A 25,029-nucleotide genomic window follows, 5' to 3' on the forward strand; every position below is an offset into this window, starting at 1 on the left:
AACATCCGGAACTGGACATACGGAGAAATTCTATCCTGATTTCTGCGAGTTTTTCCGCGTTTCAGATTTTCTTACGTAAATTTTTTGTGATTTCCAGCCCTCTGCCCGCGAAATATGGGTATTTGCCATTAACGGTCCGCAGCCGATACTCGTTTTCGAGCGGTTGGCGTGCGCGCCGGCCACTGATTTGTGTTCAGGGGAGGAACGGATGGCTCACAACAAAATCAACGCGGCTATGACGGCGGCGGTGGTCGTCTTGCTCAGCACAACGGCGGCGAGCGCCGGTGGTCTCGAGCGTGGCGGCTACAATATCGATCTGTTGTTCGATCCGTCGACCTACGCCGCTGAGGCTGCAGCAACCTACGTCAACCCGCAGCGCGAACTGGATAACGTTGACGATATCGATCCGGCAAACGGCGCGTTTGACCTGACGCGCCCGACGAGCGGCGTCGAGGATACCGAAGGCTATTGGGTGCCGCGTATCGGTGTGAAGGCTGGCTTCGGCGACAGTGTCGACTGCATGGCCGATTATTCGCAGCCGTGGGGAGCGCATACCAATCCCGGTACCAACTGGGCGGGTGTCAACGATAACATCGAAACCAAGATCGAAAGCGACAACTACGCTGCGACTTGCTCCTACAAGTGGGATGTGGGGCAGGGACAGTTCCGTGTTATCGGCGGTGGCTTTTACCAAGAGGTGGGCGGTTTCAAGGAACGCCTCGTGAGCCCAATCATTGTCCCGGGATTTGACGGTATCGGGCGGCTTGATCTGGAAGGCAGCGGTTGGGGTTGGCGCACCGGCGTGGCGTATGAAATTCCAGAATATGCGTTACGCGCAAGCCTCGTTTACAACAGTGCAGTCGATCTCGACAATCTGGAAGGAACGATCGACCTCACCCAAGTCAGACTGCCGGTTTTTGGCCCCGGCGGCGTTCTCATAACCACCGTTCCCGGAACGAAATACGATGTGAGCAGTTTTGCGTCCATGCCGGACTCTCTGGAGCTTAAACTTCAGACAGGCATCGCGCCCGGCTGGCTCGCGTTCGGCTCGGTTAAGTGGACCGACTGGAGCCAGTTGCAGGTCATTCAGGTTACTGCGAACGACACTTCCGATCCGCGTAATCTTCCGACCAGCCTCGACCTTCTTTATCGCGATGGCTGGACGGTTAGCGGCGGTATCGGCCACAAGTTCAACGACCAGTGGAGCGGGGCTGTCAGCCTGACGTGGGACCGCGGCACCAGCCATGGCTACGGAACCCAGACGGACACCTGGACGGTCGGCACGGGCGTTTCCTACATGCCGACCGATAATGTCGAGCTTCGACTGGCCGGTGCCATCGGCATCCTGACGAGCGGCAGCTCCAGTCCGCAAACATACCAGGGCGACGTTGTCGGCGACGACGTAACCTACGATTTCGGCACAGATATCGTCAGTGCCGTCTCCACATCGCTCAAGATCAAATTCTGATCAACAAACAGACACGCCAGCAACTGACAGGCCCGGTGTTCGCATCGGGCCTTTTCAATTTCCAGCTACCGTTACAGCGCCGCGCGTCAAACATGACGCGCAGAAGACGCTGTAGCACGTTGAAATCGCTGCATATTTATTCTCATTGATTTAAGGAATTTTGCAGTCACCGCTGCCGGCCTTTGCTCTGCTCCAAGCATTGTCGCGCAACGCTCCGCCGATTGTCGTACTGTCCTCGGTCGCTCCGTTTCCAAGAATTTCAGCGTCAACGCGTTGGATTTATCCCGTTTCCCGCGTGACGAATTGTGACGATTCAGCAACACATTCTTTCTATAGTCTGTGGCGGTCTGGAGAGGGGGGATTGCGTCTATTTCCCGCCACAAACTGGGAGCACCGATGATCTTGACAAACCTGCAAAGAAGTTTTGAGCATGCGGCGTTTGAGGTAAGATGAGTCATCGCGTTTTCGAAAAATTCCAGGCTTCCCGCGACGTTACATGGCTTCGACACGGCTCTCAGGCCGTTCGAGGGGCGGGTCGGTGCGAGCGCCTCAAGGTTGCGAGGGCAAGCCGTACTCTTGCCGGAAACGCTGACTACAGTTGGGAAACTGCCGGAATGAATCGACAGATTGGCAATGGGCGAAATGCTGCCGTCTGTCGCAGCGTTGGCGACAGGGATCTCGTTCGGACTGGCTTTGGCCAGCTCTTGGGATTGAACGGAAGATATAGACTATCATGCTGATACGCGGTTACCGGTCGTTGACGTTTCTTGTTTTGAGTGTTGCGCTCGCGCTGACCGCACAAGGCCGCGCGGCCTGCGCCTTTGATCCCAATGCCGGTGTCACCAAGGAATCCGGTCCGTTCGCACTCTTCAAATTCGGTTTCTCCGCTTACAAGAACGGCCGCAAGGACGAGGCAGTCGAGGCCTATCGTTATGCCGCCGAAAAAGGTCATACCGGCTCCCGGTGGGCCTTGGCCAACATGTATGCCTATGGCGACGGCGTGGCGGAGAATGACCTCGAAGCGTTCAAGATCTACAGCGAAATTGCCGAAAAGGGTGTCGAACCAGGGTCCGAAGATACGGGCTACTTCGTCAACGCGCTGATTTCGCTTGCCGGTTACTATCGTCGTGGCATACCGGACAGCCCGATCAAGAGCGATCTCGGTCAGGCCCGCCAGCTTTATTTCCAGGCTGCCTCGACCTTCGGTGTCGCCGAGGCGCAGTTCCAGCTGGCAAAGATGCTCCTTGCCGGCGATGGCGGCAGCGTTAATGTCCAGCAGGCCAAGAAATGGCTGAATCGCGCCCGCAAGAACGGCCATGCCGGCGCCATGGGCGTTTTCGGCAATGTGATTTTCCAGGAAGGCCAGACGGCACGCGGACTGGCTTATATGACCGCCGCGCTCGACCAGTGTTCGCCGAAGGATCGGCCCTGGCTGCAAACCCTTCAGGAGCAGGCCTTTTCACTCGCCAGTGAAGACGATCGCCGCACCGCGATCGCCATGTCTCACAGCATTCATGTCGACAGCGATTGAGCAGTCACTAAGTACACGCCGTGAAGTTGAACGACGCCGCAACCGGCACATGGTCCGACGGCTTTTCCCAGGCGCGCACGTGCTTTTCGATGTCCGTCGAAACCAGCCTGTCAGCAGCCTCCGGCGATAGCATCAGGTGATCGATGCGGATGCCGAAATTCTTCTGCCAGCATCCGGCCTGATAATCCCAGAACGTATAGAGCGGCGCTGCGTCCGTGGTCGCCCGGACAGCGTCAGTAAAACCGAGATTTTCCAGGCGGCGAAACGCCTGCCGGGTCTGCGGCTGAAACAGTGCGTCGTTCTGCCAGACCTTGACGTCCCAGCAGTCGTGCGGCTCGGCAATGACATTGTAATCGCCTGCGAGAATGAGCGGCTCTTCCAGCGCAAGGCGACTTTCGGCAAAGGCGCTGAGGCGATCCATCCAGGACAATTTATAGAGAAATTTTTCGGTTCCGATCGGATTGCCGTTCGGCAGATAAAGCGAGCAGACACGGATCGCGCCGCCGTTGACGGAAAACACCCCCTCTAAGAAGCGCGACTGCTCATCTGCATCGCCGCCGGGCAGCCCGCGGTTGATTTCATCCGGCCGTATTTTCGACAGGATGGCGACGCCGTTGAAGCCCTTCTGGCCATGCGTCTCGACATGATAGCCAAGCGCTTCGATCTCCAGGCGTGGAAATCCCTCATCCACTGTCTTGATCTCCTGGAGGCAGACGATATCGGGCTGTGATTCCTTCAGCCATGCTACAAGGACGTCGATGCGGGCCCTGACGCCGTTGATGTTCCAGGTCACGATTTTCATATGGTCGGCATCCTTTTTTGACTTGTGCATGGCCCGCCATCCTTTTAGCCGCGCTGGGTTTTTTTGACAAATCCGGCGTGGAGCATGAATTGCTTCCTGGCTTTGGCCCGCTATAGTCCGGCGCATGATCGATATGCTCATCACCTATTGGCCGCATGTCCTGGCGGTGCTGTCCGTCATTCTTGGCGTACCGGCGGCCATTCATGCAACGATGACCAAGGAGGAGGTACGTTCCGCGCTCGGCTGGGTCGGCATAATCCTTTTGTCTCCGATACTCGGCGCCCTGGTCTATGCGATCGCCGGCATTAACCGGATTCGCCGCTCGTCGATCGAGCAGCAGAGGTCGCAGTTCCGCGAGCGCGGGCCGGACGTGATGGGTGAATTCGACGTCTCCAGCGCGGCAGTCTCCGACCGGTTCGGTCAGCGATTCGCTGCGATGAAGATGCTAGGCGACCGAGTCAGCCGTCATCGCCTCTGCAGCGGAAACAGCATCACGATCCTTGAAGGCGGGGATGCCGCCTATGCGGCAATGCTGGAGCAGATCGAAAAAGCCAGCCGGTCCATTCTGCTCGAAACCTATATTTTCGATCGTGACGACATCGGTCTGCGTTTTGCCGATGCGTTGATCGCCGCCGCCCAGCGCGGCGTCGAGGTCAGGGTTCTGATTGATGCAGTCGGAGCGCGGTACTCGGTACCGAGCGTCGTCGGGCATCTTGAGGCCGGTGGTGTGACGGTCAGGGTCTTCAACGGGAACATTATCATGGGGCTGCGGTTGCCCTACGCCAACCTGCGCACCCACCGGAAAATCCTGATCGTGGACGGTGAGGCTGCGTTTACCGGCGGCATGAACATCAGGGCCGGGTTCACGTCGGAGTTCGCTGGCGACGCTCAGGCGCGCGACACGCATTTCCGTGTTGCAGGTCCAGTCGTTGCCGATCTCTTTCAGGTGGCCGCGGAGGACTGGTACTTTGCCAGCAAAGAATCGCTACAGGGCGAGAAATGGCGCATCGAGCTGCCGGCGCAGAATCAGGGCAAGCCTTCGGTACTGATGCGCGCCGTGCCCTCCGGACCGGACAGGGCCAATGAATCCAACCACAAGATGATGATGGGTGCGTTTTCCGTTGCCAGGCGCAATATCCGCATCATGTCACCCTATTTCCTGCCGGACAGGGAATTGATCAGCGCCCTTGTCACGGCGGCGATGCGCGGCGTCGAGGTGGATGTCATCGTGCCTGCGGTCAATAATCTGGTGCTCGTCGACCGGGCGATGACGGCGCAATTCGACCAGGCGCTGAAGGGCGGATGCCGCGTCTGGCGGTCCAGGGGCGTCTTCAACCATTCCAAGCTGATGACGGTCGATGACCGCTGGGCCTATGTCGGCTCGTCCAATCTCGATCCGCGTTCGCTGCGGTTGAATTTCGAGATCGACCTGGAGGTACTCGATGCGGGTTTTGCCGGCGCGGTCGGGCAGCGCATACAGACGGCGCTGAGGGAGGCTCAGTCGGTGACGCTGGACGACCTGAGCGCAAAGCCGTTTTTGACCCGTCTTATCAACAAGATATTCTGGCTGGGCTCACCCTATCTGTGAAGCTGGTGCGGCTTCAGACCGAGAAACTGGTGCCGCATCCGCAGCTTGCAACTGCATTCGGGTTCTTGATCTGAAAAGACTGGCCAAGCAGATTGTCGATGAAGTCGATTTCGGCGCCGTTCATATAGACAAGCGACAGGCTGTCGATCAGCACTTTCGCGTCGCCCTTCTCGAGCACGAGGTCGTCGGCGTCGGCGTCGCTGACCAGATCGAACTTGTAGGAAAAGCCGGAGCAGCCGCCGCCCTCGACGGAGACGCGCATGGCTTTCTTTTCGGCGTCGGATTTCAGGATGACGCCGATGCGTTTTGCCGCCGAGTCCGAAAGGGTCACAGTTTCTGCTGTCATATCTACCTCCTGCCGGGGTCAAGAACCGGAGAGATTCGCTGTTTACGCCCGTCCGCCGTATTATATCGCCGGACGGCAATGTGGTCCACGCATGCAGCAAAGCCTTGTTTTCGTTCAAGCTCAGGAGCGACCGTCACTCGGCGCTTTCCTGCAACGCGCACTATAGGTATGAAGGCTTTGGTACCGCGTCAATGGGATGCAGAGTGGGAAATGACATTGGACAGACATGCGCTTGGTTTCGGTTCCGGTGAACGCGCGATTTTCGCCTCCGATCCGTGGGCGAGCAGGGGGCGGCTGTACCCGGAGACCGGCAGTCCGACGCGCTCCGATTTCCAGCGCGATCGTGACCGCATCGTCCATACGACGGCGTTCCGCCGGCTGAAACACAAGACCCAGGTTTTCATTGCCGCCGATGGCGATCATTATCGCACGCGACTCACCCACACGATCGAGGTGGCGCAGATCGCCCGTGCCCTGGCGCGGGCGCTGAAGCTGGATGAGGACCTCGCAGAAGGCGTCGCCCTCGTCCACGATTTCGGCCATACGCCGTTCGGTCATACGGGCGAGGACGCTCTGCACGAAATGTTGAAGCCCTACGGCGGCTTCGACCACAATGCGCAGTCCCTGCGGATCGTCACCAAGCTCGAGCGCCGCTATGCAGAGTTCGACGGCCTCAATCTGACCTGGGAGAGCCTGGAAGGCCTCGTCAAGCATAACGGGCCGCTGATCGCCCAGGACGGCGAGGGCACCCGCGGTCCCGTTCCTCAGCCGATCCTTGATTATTGCGCCCTGCATGATCTGGAACTGGCGAGTTTCGCCAGTCTGGAGGCGCAGGTGGCGGCGATCGCCGACGACATTGCCTATAACACCCACGACATCGATGACGGATTGCGATCCGGCTACCTGACATTCGAGATGCTCGAGGAAATTCCCTTCCTTGCGGGCCTGATGCAGGAGGTCGGTGGCCGCTATCCTGGGCTGGAGGCGAGCCGCTTCACCCATGAGATCATGCGCCGGCAGATCACCGCGATGGTGGAGGATGTGATCACCGTTGCACAGCAGGGTCTCAAGGAGGTGCGACCGCAAAGCGCGGCGGATATCCGCAACGCCGGCAGGGTGATCGCCACCTTTTCGGAAGCGATGCTTAAGACGGACCAGCAGATCAAGAAGATGCTGATGACGAGGATATATCGTCATCCCGACGTCATGCGCGTGCGCGCCAATGCGGCTGCGATCGTCGCCGATCTCTATCATGCCTTCATGGCCGATCCGCAACAGATGCAGAAGCACTACTGGATCGACCAGATCGCCGGCATGGCCGAGCCGGCCAAGGCCCGGCACGTCGGCGATTATATCGCCGGCATGACCGACACCTATGCGATTGCCGTACACAAGCGCTTGTTTGACCATACCCCTGAATTGCGGTAGTCACCGCGCCGGTTGATGGCGGCGATCGGGCTGCCGCACTGCCACTGAACGATAACAACGCGGTCTCGCAGCCAAAGGCGAGCAGAGCGGATGGATGACATGAACCTTTTCACAGACTTCCAATCAAGAATTAAAAACGTTCTGGAAACGATTGATATCGTGCGTGAAAAGAGATCCGAACTCGATTTCGGACGTGTCAGTGTCGAATCGCCGCGCGATGCCAGTCATGGCGATGTGGCGACCAACGCCGCGATGGTGCTGGCCAAGCCGCTCGGCACCAATCCCCGCGCGCTCGCCGACCAGATCGTCGCGAAGCTGAAAGAGGATCCGGAAGTCGCCGACGTCTCGGTGGCTGGTCCCGGCTTCATCAATGTCAAGCTCTCGGTTGCCTATTGGCAGAACCTGCTGGCGATCATGATCGCCGATGGCACCGGTTTCGGCAAGAGCGCCGTCGGCGCCGGACGCAAGGTCAATGTCGAATATGTCTCGGCCAATCCGACCGGTCCGATGCATGTCGGCCATTGCCGCGGAGCCGTCGTCGGAGACGCGCTCGCCAACCTGCTGGAGTTCGCCGGTTACGAGGTGACCAAGGAATATTACATCAACGATGCCGGCTCGCAGATCGACACGCTCGCCCGGTCCGCTTTCCTGCGGTACCGCGAAGCGCTGGGTGAAAAGATCGGCGAGATCCCGACGGGTCTCTATCCGGGTGACTACCTCGTTCCGGTCGGCCAGGCGCTGGCGGATGAATTTGGCACCAGCCTGCGGATCATGCCGGAAGACAAGTGGATGCCGCTCGTCAAGGACCGGACGATCGACGCGATGATGGTGATGATCCGCGAGGATCTCGCCGCGCTCAACGTCCATCACGATGTCTTCTTTTCCGAGCGGACGCTGCATGCCAACGGTGCCGGTCCGATCCGCAACGCCATCAATGACCTGACCTTCAAGGGCCATGTCTACAAGGGTGCGCTGCCGCCGCCGAAGGGGCAGGTGCCGGAGGACTGGGAAGACCGCGAGCAGACCTTGTTCCGCTCGACGGAGGTCGGTGACGACATCGACCGGCCGCTGATCAAGTCGGACGGTTCCTATACTTACTTTGCCGCTGACGTTGCCTATTTCAAGGACAAGTTCGATCGCGGCTTCAACGAGATGATCTACGTGCTAGGCGCCGATCACGGTGGATACGTCAAGCGGCTTGAAGCCCTGGCGCGCGCCGTCTCGGGCGGAACAGCGAAGCTGACCGTGCTTCTCTGCCAACTCGTCAAGCTCTATCGCGATGGCGAGCCGGTGAAGATGTCCAAGCGTTCCGGCGATTTCGTCACGCTTCGGGATGTCGTCGAGGAAGTCGGGCGCGATTCCGTGCGGTTCATGATGATCTACCGCAAGAGTTCCGAACCGCTCGACTTCGACTTTGCCAAGGTGACAGAACAGTCGAAGGATAATCCGGTCTTCTACGTGCAGTATGCGCATGCACGCTGCATGTCGGTCTTTCGCCAGGCGGCCGAAGCACTTCCGGGGGTTGATTTCGAGGCGCTCGATCTGGCCGGTGCCGTTGCCGGCAATATCACTGATTCGAATGAACTCCAGCTCGTCGCCAAGCTCGCAGAATATCCGCGTGTCATCGAGGCAGCGGCACTGTCTCAGGAGCCGCACAGGATCGCGTTTTACCTCTACGATCTTGCCAGCGCCTTCCACGGACACTGGAATAAAGGTAAAGAATCTCCGGAATTACGTTTTGTTAACGATAAGAACAGAGAATTGACCATTGCCAGACTTGGGCTGGTGCGTGCCGTTGCCTCCGTTTTGAAGTCGGGCCTGTCGATTACAGGTACCGCTGCCCCGGACGAGATGCGATAGTAATGTCACCATTTCCCCACAAAGCACTGGCAAAAACTGGCTAGTAAGTTGTGAGTGGAGCGCATGGCAGACAAACAATTGGCACGAAGCGGGACTGCGGAATTCGACGTCTTGTCGGATGACGATCCTTTGGCAGAGTTGGCCCGCATTGTCGGCTATGACAATCGGCCCGCAGTTCAGCAGTTGCAGGAACTCGAAAGACATCGCGAAGCGGTCCGTCTCGAGCCTGCATTCGATCTGGAGGACGAGCTGCTCCGCGAGTTCGACATCTACGATGCGCCGCAACGCGGACCGTCGATGGATGCGCCGGAGCCGGTCAGTGCCGAGGATCATGTTGCTTTCGCGCCGCCTCCCGAAGAACGCGATGTCGCTCCAGCCACTGCCGCAGAGCCGGAATTCGTTGCTTACGAGCCGGAAGGTTTTTTCCCGGAAGTTGAGGCCGATGTCGCTGCATCCTCCGCGGAGATAGCGCCGCTCGCTGCAGAAGATCCCGTTTTTGCAGAGCCGGACGTTGCGGTTGCAACCGTAGACGAAGAGCCGGTTGCCGATCACTGGGCCTCCCAGCCGGAGCCCGTTTCGGCTGAGGTGGAGAGCGCCTGGTCGGTTGATTCCTACAACGAGCCGGCATTTGACGCGCTGGATCTCGAGCGCGAGCTCGAGCTGTCCATCGGCTATGACATTGCCGAAGCGCCTGCGATAGAAATGGCCCCGGCGCAGGCTCAGCATTTCGAGCCTGAATTGAATACTCCTGTTGACGTCGAGGCGGAGGAGCCGGCCGAACCGGATGTGGTTCCCATGGCTGCGGTTGAAGAGCCTGTTTCTCTTCAGTCCGTTGAGGATGTCTATGCTGGCGCCGACCAAGCCGCAGTGGCGGTTGAGCCGAGCGAGACGCAGGACAATCTTGTCGAATGGCAGCCGGAAACGGTAGTGGCGCTGAAGTCGGACGAAGTGACGTCCGCGTCCGATGCGCATGACCTCGATGCCTTGCTGACCGATATCGAACGGTTTCCTGTTCCCCCCAAGGCCGCGGTAAAACTGGCAACCCCGGCGGATGCTGCGCGAAAAGTCAATTATCCGTTCACGCCGACATTCAGTCGCGCTACTCCGGTTGCCTCCAATGGCGGAGTTCTGTCGCAGAAGGCCTTTGCGACCCCGCTTCCGGCGACAGCCGTGCCGGTAAGCGTAACGGTCACCGAAACCGCGTATCAGCCAACCGAAACGCCCGTCGAGCCGGTGGTGGTCGAGGCAGCGCCTTCGCTGAAGACGCCCGCCGATCCGGACCCGGATTTCGATCTCGACACATTTGAACTCGATCTTTCCGGCATCGATCTCGATATCGATCCCTCGGAGTTCGAGACCGCGTCCCACGGGCCCACTCTCGCTCCGGCCACGGCGCTTGCAGAAGAGCCCGTTGCGGCTGCGCCCTTCGAGGAAGCGCCGCAGGATGAAGAGCCTGTGCGCGAAGAGCCTGAAAGTGTCTTGCCCTTCGATCCCTCGATGATTGCCGAGACGGAAGAAAACGTGACGGCGATCGCCGATCTGAACGTACCGCAATTGCCGACCGTCGAGCAGGAGCGTCCGGTGGTCCATCAGCCGGATTACGACCTCGATATCGACGCTGAAATGGCGCAGCTGTTCGGAGCGCCTGGCCGTACCAACGTTGGCGCGAACAGGGGCGCTGATAGAGAACTGGGTTTCGGTTCCGTGCCGCATGCAATTTCCCAGGCGCAGCCCGCCACCGGCAGTGCGGCCGCCGAGGATGATTTCGACGAGTTCGAAAAGGCCATGGAAGAGGATTTCCGGCTGTCGCTGAGCCAGCGGCGGGAAGCCGACCCATCTTCGGATCGCCTGGCTGTCGGCTCAGGCTACGCGGCCAATAGCGACTTTGACGAAGAGGGCAGCGGTTCCGGCAAGCGTCGCTTGATCCTGCTTGCAGCCGCCGTTACCGGTCTGGCGATCTTCGGTGGCGTCGGTGTCTACGCCTTCATGGGCGGCAACGGTTCGATGCTGTCGGGCGGAGAGCCGAAAATTATCCTGGCGGACAAGTCGCCAGTGAAGGTCGTGCCGGTCGAAAAGGGTGGCAAGACCGTTCCCAACCAGGACAAGGCGGTCTACGACCGTGTTGCCGGTGCGCAGGACAGCACGCCGGAGCAGGGCACGCTGGTATCCTCGACGGAGGATCCGGTCGATGTCGTTCAGCGAACACTGACGCCGGAGAACCTGCCGCTGGAAGGTGCCGGCGACGAACTCCCGGGCGTAACACCAGCAGACGAGGACGGCGAGGAGCGGCTGTTGCCAGATGGCCAGGCCGCCGAGAACGCCGCGACCGAAGAGGAGAGCTCGCCCGCCGTATCGCCGCGCAAGGTTCGCACGATGATCGTCAAGCCGGATGGCACGCTGGTTGCCCGCGACGAGCCGGTTGCCCAGCCCGAAACGAAGGTTGCCGCAAACGAAACGCCGGCGAGTAAGGACGACCCGCAGGTCAATATGGTCAAGACGACGACCGTCAGCCCCCAGGTGGAAACGGGTTCCACGCCGAAGGCCGTGCCCGCTGCCGACCAGGCTGCTGCGCCGGAGCAGAAGAGCGCTCTGGCGGATGCCGCTGCGGCGACCGTTGAAGAGACCGCGCCGGTTCGCACGATAAAGACGACGCCGGTTGCCGAGACCAATCCGGTTCCGCAGACGCGTCCGGTCGAGGAAAAGGAAAAGGTCGTTGACACCTTCAAGACCGAGCCGGTCGAAAAGGTTCAGCCGGCAGCCGAAGCAAAGCCGGTAGAAACAGCCTCTGTCGCGCCGGGCACCTATGTGATCCAGATCGCCTCGCTGCCCTCGGAAGCCGAAGCCCAGAAGTCCTACAAGACGCTATCCGGCAAGTTCGGCAGCGTCATCGGCGGCAAGGGCGTCGATATCAAGAAGGCGGAGATTGCCGGCAAAGGCACCTATTTCCGGGTACGCATTCCGGCCGGCTCCAAGGCGGAGGCGAATTCCCTGTGCACGCGCTACAAGAGTGCCGGTGGCAGCTGCCTCGTGACGAAATAATCCGGCAAGACCAAGAGATCAGCAAGAGGCGCGGCGAAACGGCCGCGCCTTTTTCGCTTTCAAACGCAACTGCTCGCTGTGAATGACGGATTTATACGCATCCAGAAGGCCCCGCAGGCGGCAGCGGCGGAATAGTCAGAACCAGCGGCGAACCTCGGCCTTGTAGCGGCGGTAGTCGTCGCCGAATTTCGCTTCGAGATAGCGCTCCTCGCGGGCGATCACCTGCGTCTGGATCGCGATCAGCACCAACGGGAGCAAGGCGAAGGCGATCGGCCCGTCGAAGCCGATCGCAAGGCCGGCATAGATAAGCGCCATGCCGAGATACATGGGATTGCGGGTCCACCGATAAGGACCGGTCGTTGCGATGAGGGTCGTTGGCTTCGACGGCGGAACGTTGGTGCCCAGCCGCCGGAACAGCCCCGCCGCCGCAAGCATCATCGCCGCGCCGGCAACGAACAGCAGCGCGCCCGTCGCGACCAGCAACCGCCAGTCGATGCCGAAAGAGCGCAGGGTGACGAACCGCTCCGCCGCCAGCCCCAACAGCAGCGCTCCCAGATAGACGACGGGCGGAGGGAAGCGCACACCCGCGCTGTCCGGTTCGACGGCCATGCTCATCTCCTGTGCTCTCAAACCAGCATCGACTGCTGGGCGGAGATACCCGCCGTCGCGCCCTGCGATATTGCCGTGGTGACCGAGGCCATGGCTGGGTTTGCAAGATCGCCGGCGGCATAGATGCCGGGTATGCTGGTTTCGCGACGCTCGTCGACCTTGAGGGCGATGCCAAAGGGTGTATTGACCGTGGCGAGGCCCAGTGATTCATGCAGGCCTGCGGACGGCTTGTTGCGCGGATGCGCGAACAAGATATCGACTGTGACATCGGGGGCGGTATCGAGCTTGACGGTGGCATTATGGCCCCTGTGACGGGCGATTTCGGTGATCCGGCCATCAACGACAGGTATGTGGCGGCCCGCCAGATCGGCCCGGATATCGGGTGCAATGTCGTGACCATCTGCGAAGACCGTCAACGTGTCGGTCCAATCCTGGTACAGCCTGACATAATTGTGCGACGGCGGACCGGACCAGACAAGGCCCCAATGCTGAGTGGCGACTTCAAAGCCATCGCAATAGGGGCAGGGTACGATGGATGTGCCCCAGCTTTCGGCAAAGCCTGGAACAGCAGGCATCTGGTCGACGACGCCATAGCTCAGGATCAGGCGGCGCGCCCCGAGGCTTTCGCCATCGCCAGTGAGGACGGAGAAATCATCGATGGCGCCGGAGATGCTGTTGGCCCGGGCATTGACCAGCTTGACTGTGGGATAACGCGCCAGTTGCTGCCGCGCCTCGGCCAGGATGTCCAGCGGTGGCTTGTGATCGTGGCCGAGCAGACCATGCGAGTGGCCGGCGAAGCGATTGCGCGGCAGGCCGGTATCGAGAACCGTGACCTTGCGGCGGGCACGGCCGAGCTGAAGGGCGGCGGCGAGGCCGGCAAAGCTACCGCCGATGATGATGACGTTATCCATAGTGATGCGCTCCGTGTTGCGGGTGGAGGGGCTGGGCTGTCCCTGGCGCGAAAGCGGCCGCAGGGAAACTTAATTTGGAGGACAGGGTAAAATCCAACCTTTGGCTTGCGTATTTGTGAAACTGCATGGTATCGTAATTCAAGAATTAGGATACTGTCAAGGACTGGAATTGTCGTGACCGAAAACAGCCATGCCCGGCGCGGCCGGCCCCCCAACGAAGCGCTTGGCCAAACGATTATCGACGCAGCGTACGAACTCTTTGTGGAATTGGGTTTTCAAGCGACGACATTGGACAAGGTCGCCCAGCGGGCGAAGATATCCAAGCTCAGCATCTATCGTCACTTCGAGAACAAGGAGGCGCTGTTCAGCGCTGCCATCGCGGCCCACTGCCATCAGTTTGCACCACAGGCTCTTATTGAAGGCGTCGACGGTCCGGCCGAAGATCAGCTCATGACGGTGGGATCATTCCTGCTTCGCACGCTGTTGAGCCCGGACGTCCGCAGTGTCGAAGCCATGGTCATGGCCGACAAGACGAATCAAAAGTCGTTAAGCAAGCTCCATTACAAAGCCGGCCCCGCCTATGTCATCGCCCAAATCGAGGCCCTGTTGCGCCAGTTGCACGCGAAGGCAGTTCTGAACGTGCCCGATCCTCTCCGGTCCGCCCGCTTGTTTGCCGCGCTTTTCAAAGGATCCGATCTTCTGATTATCGCACGCTTCGATGAGGCGAGAGCAGAGGACGATAACGAAATCGAATCCTATTGCCGGTCGGCCGTCGCCATGTTCATCGCCGCGCACGGTGGCAACGACCACGCGGGCGGATAGCCTAGTTAAGAACGGATCAGAACAAGGACATGGGATGGCAGAGAAAGATGTTTATCAGGTAGCTGACTGGAGTGGCCAAAGCGGGGAGCGCTGGGTCGTTTACCAGGCCCGGCTCGATGCCATGATGGCGGTGTTCGGCCAGGCCGCGATAGAAGCCGCCGCGCCCGCCACGGGCGAACGCGTGCTGGACGTCGGCTGCGGCGCGGGGGCGTCTAGTCTGGATCTGGCCGCCCGCGTCGGCGCGGGAGGCCATGTGCTAGGCGTGGACATATCCGAACCGCTGATCGGCAGAGCGCGCGCGCTAGCGCCGCAGGATACGCCGGCCGTGTTCCAGGTGGCCGACGCCAGCAGCGCCGAGTTGCCCGAGGGCGCGTTCGACATCCTGTTCTCGCGCTTTGGCGTGATGTTCTTTCACGATCCTACGGCGGCGTTCGCTCATATGCGCCGTGCGCTCAAGCCGGGCGCGCGGGTCGCTTTCGTCTGCTGGCGCGGCATGGCCGAGAACGATTGGGTGCGCTTGCCGATGGGCGCGATCAAGGGCATCGTCCCGCCGACGGCGCCGCCCGATCCCGAAGCGCCCGGCCCATTCTCGTTCGGCGACCAGGGGCGGGTGGCGCGAATTCTAACGGTGGCTGGCTTCACCGACGTCGCTATCGCGCCCTTCAATGCCTCCATCCCATTCGGCAAGGGGGAGACGCGGGACGCGGCGCTCGACGACGCGGTGGAGATGACACTCGAGGTCGGCCCGCTGTCGCGCGCGCTCGCTGATCAGCCCGACGACATCCGCGCCCGCGCCTCGGTCGCGGTTCGTGCCGCCTTCGCGGGCTGCCCCGGTGAGCGGTCGGTGATGATCGACGGCGCGGCGTGGATCGTCACCGCGCGCAATCCGGTAAGCTGACAGGGACTAATACGCCCTCTTGCTGAGTGAGACACTTGAGCTTCCCAAGTGACGATGAATCAGAATCTCTGTTGCAAACGGGAGGTTTGCGATGGGAGCAGCGATTTCATTACGGGCGGATTTTGACGCGGAAGGTCTTCGGCGTCTGGCCCGCTAGAGCGAGCATGCGGCGCAGGCGCGTCGTCTTTTGGCGCTTGCCTTGATCTATGGCGGCGGCTCGCGCTCGGATGCAGCGCGTCTTGGCAATGTCGCCCTTCAGATCCTGCGTGACTGGGTCTTGCGGTTCAATGCGAATGGCCCCGACGGGCTGATTGCTGCGATGCCTGGCGCAAACTCGAAACCCAGCCTTGGCGCATCATGTCCATCGGGCGCAGAGACTGGGCAAATGGGTTTGATCAATGAGGATGCGCATTAAAGGAAAAATCGACATTCGCCTTTGCCTGCAGCAGTCACTATCATCGCTTCATGACCGAATCAAAAGCATTCATTTCAGGCTGCAAGGGCCTGACGATCACGCCCGAGGAAAAAGCCTTCTTTGCAGGAGAGCGCCCCTGGGGCTTCATCCTTTTCGGACGCAATATCGGCGAGCCCGAGCAGATTTCCGATCTGGTCGCGTCTCTGCGCGACAGCGTCGGCAATCCCGATGCGCCGGTGCTGATCGACCAGGAGGGTGGCCGCGTCCAGCGCATCCGTCCGCCGATCGTTCCGCAATATCCGAACGGTGCTGCGATAGGTGAGATCTATCGCCGCGATCGCGAGCAAGGCTTGCGCGCCGCATGGCTGATGTCACGGCTGCACGCCTTCGACCTGATGCGCTTCGGTATTACGGTTGATTGCCTGCCGGTGCTCGACGTGCCGATCGAAGGCAGCAGCGATGTCATCGGCAACCGCGCCTATGGCCATGATCCGCAGGCCGTGGCTGCGATCGGCGCAGCAGCGGCCGCGGGCCTCAAGGCCGGAGGCATGCTGCCGGTGATGAAGCATATGCCAGGCCACGGCCGGGCTTTCGTCGATTCTCACCACAAGCTGCCGGTCGTCGATGTGCCGTTTGACGAGCTCGCCAAGAGCGATTTTGTGCCTTTCGTTGCCATGAAGAACGAACTGATGGCAATGTCGGCGCACATCGTTTTCACTGCCATCGATCCGGAAAATCCCGCGACGACTTCCCCGAAGGTGGTCGAAGGCGTCATCCGCGGCCATATCGGTTTTGATGGGTTGCTGATGTCTGACGATGTCTCGATGAATGCGCTGGCTGGCAATATCGAGGAGCGGGCGCGTGGTATTGTGGCCGCAGGCCTCGATCTGGTGTTGCATTGCCACGGCATTATGGATGAAATGCTTCAGGTGGCGCGTGTCGTGCCGGTGATATCCGGTGCGACGCTCAGGCGCGTGAAGGCGGTGGAAGCCGGGTTCGCAAAGCCGGATTCATCGGATGAAGCCGCATTGCGGGACGAGTTCAACGGCATGCTGGCCATCGTGTAGGGGAAGCACGCCAATAAGAGGCAAGAGATCGTGAGCAACGCCGGCGACATGCAGAGGAAACCGGCAGCCAAGGCCCCGATGGAGCCGCTGTGGCAGGACGACGCATCGGATCGTGGTCTGCACGAGGAAGAACTCGTCGTCGATATCGCCGGCTTCGAAGGCCCGCTTGATCTGCTGTTGCATCTGGCGCGCAACCAGCGTGTCGATCTCTCGCGCATTTCAGTGCTGGCGCTTGCCGAGCAATATATCGCTTTCATCGAGCGCGCCCGCAGCATCCGGCTTGAGCTTGCCGCCGACTATCTCGTCATGGCGGCCTGGCTCGCCTTCCTCAAGTCGCGCCTGCTCATTCCGCAGCAGAGCAAGGACGACGGCCCTTCGGGCGAGGAAATGGCCACGGCGCTGGCTTTCCGGCTCAAGCGACTGGAAGCGATGCGCGAGGCGGCCACCCGCCTGATCAATCGCAACCGGCTTGGGCGTGACGTATTCGCGCGTGGTGCGCCGGAACATATTCCGGTCGAAAAGAAGTCGGCATTCGAGGCATCGCTCTACGATCTGCTGAGTGCCTATGCCTCGTTGCGTCAGCGTGAAGCGGTGATGCAGGTAACGATCGAGAAGCGGCAGGTCTGGTCACTCGCCGATGCCCGCCTGGTCCTTGCCCGGCTGATCGGCGATATGGTCGACTGGACCGCACTCGACCACTTTCTGCTGCGCTACATGACGAGCCCCAAGGAGAGGGCGACAGCAATCGCCAGTTCGTTTGCCGCATCGCTCGAAATGGTGCGGGAAGGCCGGCTTGAAATTCGCCAGGATGGCGCGTTTTCGCCTATCTATCTGCGCCAGGGGCCAAACAAGCTGACAGCCGAGGTGCTGGCTGACATGGAGGCGGGGCGTGATTGACCCGCAAAAGAAGCTACCCGGCGTGATCGAAGAACAGGACGAAACGACCAGCAGGGGCATCCTGCTTGACCCGCGGACCGAACTGGAGGCGGAGCGCATCGCCGAAGCGCTTGTCTTTGCGTCCGCCCAGCCGGTGTCGGAGGGCTATATTGCCTCGCGCCTGCCGCGGGGTGCAAATGTTGCGCGTATCATGATGCGGCTGAAGGCCATATATGCCGCGCGCGGCGTCAATCTCGTACAGGTGGCTGATCACTGGGCGTTCCGGACGGCTGCAGACCTTTCATTCGTTGTCCAGACAGATGAAAACGAAGTGCGCAAGTTGTCGCGGGCAGCACTCGAAGTGCTGGCGATCATCGCCTATCACCAGCCGGTGACGCGTGCGGAGATCGAGGATATTCGCGGTGTGCAGACCTCCAAAGGCACGCTGGACGTGCTGATGGAAGCGGGCTGGATACGGTTCCGTGGCCGCCGCCGCACGCCCGGCCGTCCCGTGACTTTCGGCACGACCCGGGATTTTCTCGACCACTTCGGTCTGGAGGAACTGCGCGACCTTCCGGGTCTCGAAGAATTGAAGGGAGCGGGGCTGCTCTCCGGTCGCATTCCTTCCAACTTCCAGATACCGGTTCCGCTTGGCGATGATGGACTTGGCGAGGACGAGGATCCGATCACGCAGCTTGATCTGGAGGAGCTCGGCCTTCTAGCGCCGAGCGGTGGGGACGGGGAATAACGTCCGGGGTCCCGACGCCGCTTGCCTCCTCCCTCTGCCGGTGTGTGTAGTGGTCGCATTGGCTTCCTGCTTCCACCGGCGGCTGCGTTCGATTGATCCGAAATTCTCTGGGACGGGCCTATCTCTGCCGAACTCGTGGTGTAAGCATTGCGTGGCGTGCCGCTTTCCGTTAACGAGCGGGATACATTGCCGTTTGAAAAAGATGGTCGAGCATCTTAAATCGGGGTTGCAGGTTTCAAGGGAGTAAGGACATGGGTTCCTTTAGTATCTGGCATTGGCTGATCGTTCTGGTCGTTGTTCTGCTGTTGTTCGGACGCGGCAAGATTCCGGAACTGATGGGCGACGTTGCCAAGGGCATCAAGAGCTTCAAGAAGGGCATGACCGAAGACGACACCGCCGCCGCCGACAAGGGTGTCGATGCCAAGGCGGTCGAACACAAATCCGACGAAGTCCGCTGATCATGCATTCGGTTCGGGGCCCGGCCGTGAGGGCAGGCCCTGCCGCTTTTCGGTGTTGTGGAGTCCTAGAGAATGCTTGATGTCGGCTGGACCGAGCTCGTCGTTATCGCCATCGTCCTGATCATCGTGGTGGGTCCGAAGGATTTGCCGCCAATGCTTCGGACGTTCGGCAAGATGATGACGAAGATGCGCGGCATGGCGAATGATTTCCGCCACCAGTTCGACGAAGCGCTGAAGGAAGCTGACCTCGACGATGTTCGCAGGACGCTGAGCGACGCGCAGAAGCTCAACCCGGCACATAGTCTGCGCGAGGCAATGAATCCGCTTCGCCAGATGGGCAACGAGATCAAGGCCGACCTGCAGAAAGCGACGACCGTCGAGACGAAGCTGGTTGAACCGGCCGTGGCGCCCGCCGACGTTCCGGCAGAAGCAGTCACTCCGCAGGAACAGCCGAAAGCCGAACCTGTCGCCGCCACAGCTGCCGCGACCGCCACGCAGGCGGACCGCGCGGCTGCCGTCGCTGCGCCCGTTGTCGAGCGGAACGCGACGACTGCTTCCAAGCCGAAAGCAGCTGCAGTCGGGGCCGCGGTGTCTGGACCGGAGAAGGCTGCCGCGAAAAAGGCAAAACCGGTGAGCGAGAAGAAGCAGCCGGAATCTGCCAAGGCTGCGCCTAAAAAGACGAAGAAAAAAGGTGACGCATGAGCGGCGATATTGAAGACAAGCCCCAGCCGCTGATGGAGCATCTGATCGAGCTGCGCTCGCGGCTTATCTGGGCGGTCGGCGCTTTTTTCGCGGCTTTCCTCGTCTGCTTCTATTTCGCCAAGGGCCTGTTCGATGTCCTCGTTCAGCCATTCAAGTGGGCGGTTCAGTGGGCAGGGCTTGATCATCGCAACGTTGAGCTGATCTACACGGCGCCACAGGAGTTTTTCTTCACGCAGATCAAGGTCGCGATGTTCAGCGCGCTGGTGATCTCGTTTCCCGTCATCGCCTCGCAGGTCTACAAGTTCGTCGCTCCCGGCCTCTACAAGAACGAGCGGGCTGCCTTCCTGCCGTTCTTGATCGCCTCGCCGATCCTCTTTCTGATGGGGGGCGCGCTCGTCTATTTCTTCTTCACGCCAATGGTGATGTGGTTCTTCCTGGCGATGGAACAGCATGGCGGCGAGGGGCAGGTATCGATCCAGCTTCTGCCGAAGGTTTCGGAATATCTGAGCCTGATCATGTCGCTGATCTTCGCCTTCGGTCTGGTGTTCCAGCTGCCGGTCATTACCACGCTCTTGGCGCGTGTCGGTTTCGTCACCTCGCAGGGTTTGAAGGACAAGCGCAAATACGCAATCGTCATCGCCTTCATTGCGGCGGCAATTTTGACGCCGCCGGATCCGGTTTCCCAGATCGGTCTTGCTCTCCCGGCCATCCTTCTCTACGAGATTTCGATCTACACGGCCCGACTCGTTGAGAGGCAACGGACACGCGACGCACAAAGACGCGAAGATGCCGAGGCGAGCGAAAACGCCGGCTGACACGGATTTCGTGTCAGCGCCCGGTGTTCGGGATCCACTTTCGACACGACCGATCAGGACCTGAACGAACATGCTTGATATCAAATGGATTAGGGACAATGCCGAAGCCCTGGACGCAGCGCTTGAAAAGCGCGGTGTAGAGCCCCTGTCGGCCGCACTGATCTCGCTCGATGAAAAGCGCCGCTCCCTCGTTCAGTCGCTGCAGGACATGCAGTCGCGCCGCAATGCCGCTTCCAAGGAGATCGGTGCGGCAATGGCGCAGAAGAACAGCGAGCTTGCCGAAACGCTGAAGGCGGAAGTGGCTGAACTGAAGACCACCATGCCGGCGCTCGAAGAACAAAGCCGTCAGACGGATGCCGAGCTCGCCGACGCTTTGTCGCGCATACCCAACATTCCGCTCGAGGATGTGCCGGTCGGCAGCGACGAGCACGGCAATGTCGTCAAGCACAGCCACGGTCTGAAGCCCGGCTGGAACCACAGGCCGAAGGAGCATTTCGAAATCGGCGAGGCGCTTGGCTGGCTCGATTTCGAAGGTGCAGCCAAGATTGCCGGCTCGCGCTTCACCATCGTCAAGGGTCAATTGGCGCGGCTCGAGCGGGCGCTCGGGCAGTTCATGCTCGATCTGCACACGAGCGAACACGGCTATCTGGAAGTTCAGCCGCCGCTGATGACGCGTGACGAGGCCATGTATGGCACCGGGCAGCTTCCGAAGTTTGCTGAAGACCTGTTCAAAACCACGGATGGCCGCTGGCTGATCCCGACTGCCGAGGTACCGCTCACCAACATGGTGCGCGAGCAGATCCTCGAAGCCGACGCGCTGCCGCTGCGGTTTACAGCTCTGACGCCCTGCTTCCGCTCGGAAGCGGGTTCGGCTGGCCGCGATACCCGCGGCATGCTGCGCCAGCATCAGTTCAACAAGGTGGAACTCGTGTCGATCACCGATGCGGATAGCTCGATCGACGAACATGAGCGCATGACCGCCTGTGCCGAGGAGGTGCTGAAGCGTCTTGGACTGCACTACCGTGTCATGACGCTTTGCACCGGCGACATGGGTTTTGGCGCACGCAAGACCTACGATCTTGAAGTCTGGCTGCCTGGCCAGGATACTTATCGCGAAATCTCGTCCTGCTCGGTCTGCGGCGATTTCCAGGCACGGCGCATGAACGCGCGCTACCGCACGAAGGACGACAAGACCCTGAAATTCGTTCACACGCTGAACGGCTCGGGCACGGCTGTCGGTCGAGCACTCATCGCCGTCATCGAAAACTATCTGAATGAAGACGGATCGGTAACCATCCCGAACGTATTGTTGCCCTATATGGGCGGCCTGACCAAGATCGAAAAGGCCGGTTGAGCCGCGTCCTGCGGCAGGGGTAGAGATGCGAATTCTGCTGACAAACGACGATGGCATTCACGCCGAGGGCCTTGCTGTTCTCGAACGGATTGCCCGGACGATTTCTGATGATGTCTGGATCGTTGCGCCGGAAACCGATCAGAGCGGCCTTGCCCATTCGCTGACGCTGTCGGAGCCCTTGCGTCTGCGGCAGGTAACGGAAAAGCATTTCGCGCTGCGCGGCACGCCGACCGACTGCGTCATCATGGCGGTGCGCAAGGTGCTGGATTTCAAGCCGGACCTCGTCCTCTCGGGCGTCAACGTCGGCGCCAACATGGCGGATGACGTCACCTATTCCGGCACGATTGCCGGCGCCATCGAGGGCACGTTGCAGGGTATCCGATCCTTTGCCCTCAGCCAGGCCTATCGGCATGCGGACGGCGGGAGCGTCCCCTGGGATGTCGTCGAGACCCATGCGCCCGACCTTCTGCGCAAGCTGATGCTGGTTGACCTGCCTGATGGGACATTCCTAAATCTCAATTTCCCGAACTGCGCACCGGGCGCCGTTGCCGGTACCGAGGTCACCTCACAGGGCAAGCTCGATTTCGGCCTGACGATCGACGAGCGCACCGATGGCCGCGGGCATCCTTATTTCTGGCTTCGATTTGGTGAGCGCTTTGGCGATTTCCGGGCGGGAACCGACATTCACGCCCTCCGCGAACACCAGATTTCCGTGACGCCACTGAAGCTCGACCTGACGGATTATACGGTGCAGGACCGCGTTGCGCGTGCGTTGCTCGGCGGAGACGCCGATTGAGCCCGCGCGCCGTCGAACAGGAGGGGTTTGCCGCTCTTTTGCTGCGCCTGCGTGCGGAAGGTATTTCCAGCAAAGAACTGCTCAATGCCGTCGAGCAGACGCCGCGCACGCTGTTTACGCCTCCCCAATTTCAGGAAAACGCCTATTCGTCGCGGCTCGTGCCGCTCGATTGCGGTTCCTTCATGGAAGGTTTCGATTTCACCGTACGTCTTCTTCATCATCTCAGCCTCAAGCCCGGACAACGCATCCTCGAGGTTGGTACCGGTAGCGGCTTTACCGCGGGCGTGATGGGCCGCATCGCTGAGCGCGTGCTGACGATCGACCGCTACAAGACGCTCGTAACCGGTGCCCAGAAGAACTTGGAGAAGGCGGGTATCCGCAATGTCATCGTTCGTCATGCCGATGGCAGCATAGGGCTCGCGGGGGAAGGGACGTTCGATCGCATTCTGGTCACCGCAGCGTTCTCCAGTCTGCCGCGCGTCTTTTCCGATCACCTCGTTTCCGGGGGCGTTCTCATTGTACCGATCATGATGAGCGAAACCGAATGCCGGATCGTCCGGCTCACGCGCACCGGCAGCCGTTTCGACCGAGAGGACCTGTTCGAAGCGCCTTACCTCCCCATCGTTCCGCAACTCGCCTCCTTTCTCTAGGCGCGATGCCCGACGAGATTTACACAGACTGCTCGCTTGCAACGCTCTACGACAGCCTCAACCCTGCAGGTCCGGATACCGATTTTTACTGTCGGCTCCCGCAACAGCCCTGCCGCATCCTCGACCTCGGCTGCGGCACCGGGCTTCTCGCCGCGATGCTGGCTGCCCGCGGACATCAGGTGACCGGTGTTGATCCGGCGGTGGCGATGCTGGATATCGCGCGCCAACGTCCGGGCGGCGAGAAAGTGCGTTGGATCGATGGCGACATCCTTGCCGTTGGAACTGCGGAACGCTTCGATCTGGTGCTGATGACGGGACATGTTTTTCAGGTGTTCTTGGATGAGGACCAGGTTCTGGCGGTCTTCTCTTCCGTGCGGCGGCATCTTGAAGACGGCGGTAGCCTCGTGTTCGAAAGCCGAAACCCGCTTGCACGCGCCTGGGAACGCTGGACGCCGGAACAATCCTTCCGGTCGATCGAACATCCGGCGATGGGCACGGTCGAAACTTGGCATGAGGTCGTCGATGTGCGGGCCGGACAAGTGAGCTTTCGAACCTATACCCGCATCGGCGGGCAGAATAAGCTCATTATCTCACCGAGCACGCTGGCATTTCGCGATCAGACGGAGATTGAGCGCCTGCTGCACGAGGCAGGCTTTGCCGATGTCTCCTTGCTGGGCGGATGGGACGGCCGTCCGTTCAGTGCAGGAAGCAGCGAAATCATCGCTATCGCACGCTGATTCCATTATTTCTTATTGCGTCGCAGCATGGAGCATAAGTCTGTTTGTCGCGGCGGTCCGATTTATTATCGCAAAATCAATTCGTTAATTTTTCATTAATCATGGTCAGCCTGGCGCAAGTTTCGCAGCCTAACCGAAAGCTACGTACAAAAGTCATACCTTTGAGCTGACCCGGACTTGATGCGTGTTTGTCAGTTCCATTTCAGGCGTCACAACGCAGGAGACGGCAGATGCAGATCGCGAACAGATTAGGCTCGACCGGTACTGGCGACGGCCTGAGCAACCTTGCAGGCCGCGCCGCGGCGCAGGTCACTTCGGGTAGCCGCGAAGAGGGCAATGCGGCCGTGTCGCCGGCCGGCAGCTACGATCCATCCTCGCGTGTTTCCCTGTCGATAGAGGCACTGCTGTTTCTCGGTCGCACGAAGCGCGTGCAGGAAAAATACCCGGCACTGACGGCGGAGGAATGGGGCAACAAGCTGTCGCCGCAGCTCGCCGCCCGCGAATATCAGGCCTTCGGGAAATATGGCGAGACCGGCGACTACAAAGCCTATTACCGTGCATTCATCGAGTACTACGACAACCTTCGCCCGGAGGATCAGAACAGCCTGCGCTATTTCGGCACGCGCGAGGCGGCGCTCGCCGGAGCGCGGTCAGTGGAATACAGCGACGAGAGCGGCGGCGAGGGTGGCGCAGCCTTTCAAACCCTCGTCAGTGTCCTGCTCGACACCGACAAGCCTCAATCCGAGTTCTCAACTTCGCAGGATGCGGGCGGCATGATCACTGGAGACATGTTCGGCTGGGATAGCGGGACGATCAGTTACGAGGATGTCTCCCAGACACGCGGCGCTCTCTCCGAGGTCGAGAGGCTCTACCAGGAAAACTTCTGAACCTTGAGCCGCAGCATTGCGCGTCTATGGTCGTGAAAAATACGCAATTCCGTCTCACGATTGGAAAAATGCCGGGATGAGCGGTCACGCGACGGTCGATTCGCGCGACCCACCGGTTCGATTGGCCGCCGGCACCGCCATCGTCGGTGTTGTCGCCAAATCATGGTTATCAATTCATCAAAAACTATTGTCCCGGCCGCCGGTTTTAACCGCGCGGTAACT

General features: G+C 60.3%; 24 protein-coding genes and 1 pseudogene. 21 read left to right on the forward strand and 4 right to left on the reverse strand.

Features of this window, described 5'->3' with window-relative positions; all coding sequences use genetic code 11:
* Positions 1-208 precede the first annotated feature (208 nt).
* Positions 209-1,468: an OmpP1/FadL family transporter gene (locus A3AY_RS0108325; protein WP_018325224.1), complete on the forward strand. Its 1,260-nt coding sequence runs from the start codon at positions 209-211 to the stop codon at positions 1,466-1,468.
* Positions 1,469-2,201: 733 nt separating this feature from the next.
* Complete coding sequence (gene exoR / locus A3AY_RS0108330) at positions 2,202-2,999, forward strand: exopolysaccharide production regulator ExoR (RefSeq protein WP_018325225.1); 798 nt, start codon at positions 2,202-2,204, stop codon at positions 2,997-2,999.
* A 7-nt stretch (positions 3,000-3,006) separates the two neighbouring features.
* Here exoR and xth read toward each other — a convergent pair whose 3' ends face one another.
* The gene (gene xth, locus A3AY_RS0108335) at positions 3,007-3,801 is read right to left on the reverse strand and encodes an exodeoxyribonuclease III (RefSeq protein ID WP_026203236.1); all 795 of its coding nucleotides are present in this window, start codon (positions 3,799-3,801) and stop codon (positions 3,007-3,009) included.
* Positions 3,802-3,925: 124 nt separating this feature from the next.
* On the opposite strand from xth, the gene A3AY_RS0108340 reads away from it, so the two are divergent.
* Positions 3,926-5,389, forward strand: coding sequence for a phospholipase D-like domain-containing protein (locus A3AY_RS0108340; protein WP_018325227.1), 1,464 nt, complete (start codon positions 3,926-3,928; stop codon positions 5,387-5,389).
* A gap of 13 nt (positions 5,390-5,402) precedes the next feature.
* On the opposite strand, the gene erpA is transcribed toward A3AY_RS0108340, so the two are convergent.
* Positions 5,403-5,735, reverse strand: a complete 333-nt coding sequence (erpA, locus tag A3AY_RS0108345) for an iron-sulfur cluster insertion protein ErpA (RefSeq protein ID WP_018325228.1) — start codon at positions 5,733-5,735, stop codon at positions 5,403-5,405.
* A gap of 210 nt (positions 5,736-5,945) precedes the next feature.
* On the opposite strand from erpA, the gene A3AY_RS0108350 reads away from it, so the two are divergent.
* The 3 genes from A3AY_RS0108350 to A3AY_RS0108360 all read left to right on the forward strand — a co-directional run bounded on the left by A3AY_RS0108350 (position 5,946) and on the right by A3AY_RS0108360 (position 12,062).
* Positions 5,946-7,163 carry a deoxyguanosinetriphosphate triphosphohydrolase gene (locus A3AY_RS0108350; protein WP_026203237.1) on the forward strand — a complete coding sequence of 406 codons (1,218 nt, stop codon included), beginning with the start codon at positions 5,946-5,948 and terminating at the stop codon, positions 7,161-7,163.
* 99 nt (positions 7,164-7,262) lie between these two features.
* The gene (gene argS, locus A3AY_RS0108355) at positions 7,263-9,023 is read left to right on the forward strand and encodes an arginine--tRNA ligase (protein ID WP_026203238.1); all 1,761 of its coding nucleotides are present in this window, start codon (positions 7,263-7,265) and stop codon (positions 9,021-9,023) included.
* A 63-nt stretch (positions 9,024-9,086) separates the two neighbouring features.
* Positions 9,087-12,062, forward strand: a complete 2,976-nt coding sequence (locus A3AY_RS0108360; RefSeq protein WP_018325231.1) for an SPOR domain-containing protein — start codon at positions 9,087-9,089, stop codon at positions 12,060-12,062.
* A gap of 135 nt (positions 12,063-12,197) precedes the next feature.
* On the opposite strand, the gene A3AY_RS0108365 is transcribed toward A3AY_RS0108360, so the two are convergent.
* Both A3AY_RS0108365 and A3AY_RS0108370 read right to left on the reverse strand, forming a co-directional pair.
* Complete coding sequence (locus A3AY_RS0108365; protein WP_018325232.1) at positions 12,198-12,671, reverse strand: methyltransferase family protein; 474 nt, start codon at positions 12,669-12,671, stop codon at positions 12,198-12,200.
* A 17-nt stretch (positions 12,672-12,688) separates the two neighbouring features.
* Positions 12,689-13,582 carry an NAD(P)/FAD-dependent oxidoreductase gene (locus tag A3AY_RS0108370; RefSeq protein WP_018325233.1) on the reverse strand — a complete coding sequence of 298 codons (894 nt, stop codon included), beginning with the start codon at positions 13,580-13,582 and terminating at the stop codon, positions 12,689-12,691.
* 174 nt (positions 13,583-13,756) lie between these two features.
* On the opposite strand from A3AY_RS0108370, the gene A3AY_RS0108375 reads away from it, so the two are divergent.
* From A3AY_RS0108375 to A3AY_RS39000, 15 genes and pseudogenes are all read left to right on the forward strand, one after another.
* A complete protein-coding gene (locus A3AY_RS0108375) occupies positions 13,757-14,404 on the forward strand; it encodes a TetR/AcrR family transcriptional regulator (RefSeq protein WP_018325234.1) in 648 nt (215 codons plus the stop codon).
* A 34-nt stretch (positions 14,405-14,438) separates the two neighbouring features.
* On the forward strand, positions 14,439-15,302 hold the full coding sequence (locus tag A3AY_RS0108380) for a class I SAM-dependent methyltransferase (protein WP_018325235.1): 864 nt from the start codon (positions 14,439-14,441) through the stop codon (positions 15,300-15,302).
* Positions 15,303-15,393: 91 nt separating this feature from the next.
* Positions 15,394-15,657, forward strand: a pseudogene (locus A3AY_RS40370) (helix-turn-helix domain-containing protein); the annotation flags it as partial.
* Between the two features lie 110 nt (positions 15,658-15,767).
* Positions 15,768-16,784, forward strand: a complete 1,017-nt coding sequence (gene nagZ, locus A3AY_RS0108390) for a beta-N-acetylhexosaminidase (RefSeq protein ID WP_018325237.1) — start codon at positions 15,768-15,770, stop codon at positions 16,782-16,784.
* 48 nt (positions 16,785-16,832) lie between these two features.
* Positions 16,833-17,681: a segregation and condensation protein A gene (locus A3AY_RS0108395; protein ID WP_040668342.1), complete on the forward strand. Its 849-nt coding sequence runs from the start codon at positions 16,833-16,835 to the stop codon at positions 17,679-17,681.
* Positions 17,674-18,408: an SMC-Scp complex subunit ScpB gene (gene scpB / locus A3AY_RS0108400; protein ID WP_018325239.1), complete on the forward strand. Its 735-nt coding sequence runs from the start codon at positions 17,674-17,676 to the stop codon at positions 18,406-18,408. The genes A3AY_RS0108395 and scpB overlap by 8 nt, the downstream gene beginning before the upstream one ends.
* Before the next feature lie 251 nt (positions 18,409-18,659).
* Positions 18,660-18,866 carry a twin-arginine translocase TatA/TatE family subunit gene (locus tag A3AY_RS0108405; RefSeq protein ID WP_018325240.1) on the forward strand — a complete coding sequence of 69 codons (207 nt, stop codon included), beginning with the start codon at positions 18,660-18,662 and terminating at the stop codon, positions 18,864-18,866.
* Between the two features lie 72 nt (positions 18,867-18,938).
* Positions 18,939-19,568, forward strand: coding sequence for a Sec-independent protein translocase protein TatB (gene tatB, locus A3AY_RS0108410; RefSeq protein ID WP_018325241.1), 630 nt, complete (start codon positions 18,939-18,941; stop codon positions 19,566-19,568).
* Entirely contained in the window at positions 19,565-20,383 is an 819-nt protein-coding gene (gene tatC, locus A3AY_RS0108415) for a twin-arginine translocase subunit TatC (protein ID WP_018325242.1), read from the forward strand. Before tatB ends, tatC begins: the two co-directional genes overlap by 4 nt.
* Before the next feature lie 70 nt (positions 20,384-20,453).
* The gene (serS, locus tag A3AY_RS0108420) at positions 20,454-21,737 is read left to right on the forward strand and encodes a serine--tRNA ligase (RefSeq protein ID WP_018325243.1); all 1,284 of its coding nucleotides are present in this window, start codon (positions 20,454-20,456) and stop codon (positions 21,735-21,737) included.
* 25 nt (positions 21,738-21,762) lie between these two features.
* Entirely contained in the window at positions 21,763-22,533 is a 771-nt protein-coding gene (surE, locus tag A3AY_RS0108425; protein ID WP_018325244.1) for a 5'/3'-nucleotidase SurE, read from the forward strand.
* Positions 22,530-23,183 (forward strand): protein-L-isoaspartate(D-aspartate) O-methyltransferase, encoded by a 654-nt coding sequence (locus tag A3AY_RS0108430; protein ID WP_018325245.1) that lies wholly within the window; start codon positions 22,530-22,532, stop codon positions 23,181-23,183. Before surE ends, A3AY_RS0108430 begins: the two co-directional genes overlap by 4 nt.
* Positions 23,184-23,188: 5 nt before the next feature.
* Positions 23,189-23,920: a class I SAM-dependent methyltransferase gene (locus A3AY_RS0108435; RefSeq protein WP_018325246.1), complete on the forward strand. Its 732-nt coding sequence runs from the start codon at positions 23,189-23,191 to the stop codon at positions 23,918-23,920.
* A gap of 230 nt (positions 23,921-24,150) precedes the next feature.
* Positions 24,151-24,807: a hypothetical protein gene (locus A3AY_RS0108440; protein ID WP_018325247.1), complete on the forward strand. Its 657-nt coding sequence runs from the start codon at positions 24,151-24,153 to the stop codon at positions 24,805-24,807.
* Positions 24,808-24,823: 16 nt separating this feature from the next.
* On the forward strand, positions 24,824-25,027 hold the full coding sequence (locus A3AY_RS39000; RefSeq protein ID WP_154663264.1) for a hypothetical protein: 204 nt from the start codon (positions 24,824-24,826) through the stop codon (positions 25,025-25,027).
* Positions 25,028-25,029 lie beyond the last annotated feature (2 nt).

Origin of the sequence: Rhizobium giardinii bv. giardinii H152, from assembly GCF_000379605.1 — a bacterium.
Lineage (GTDB): Bacteria > Pseudomonadota > Alphaproteobacteria > Rhizobiales > Rhizobiaceae > Pararhizobium > Pararhizobium giardinii.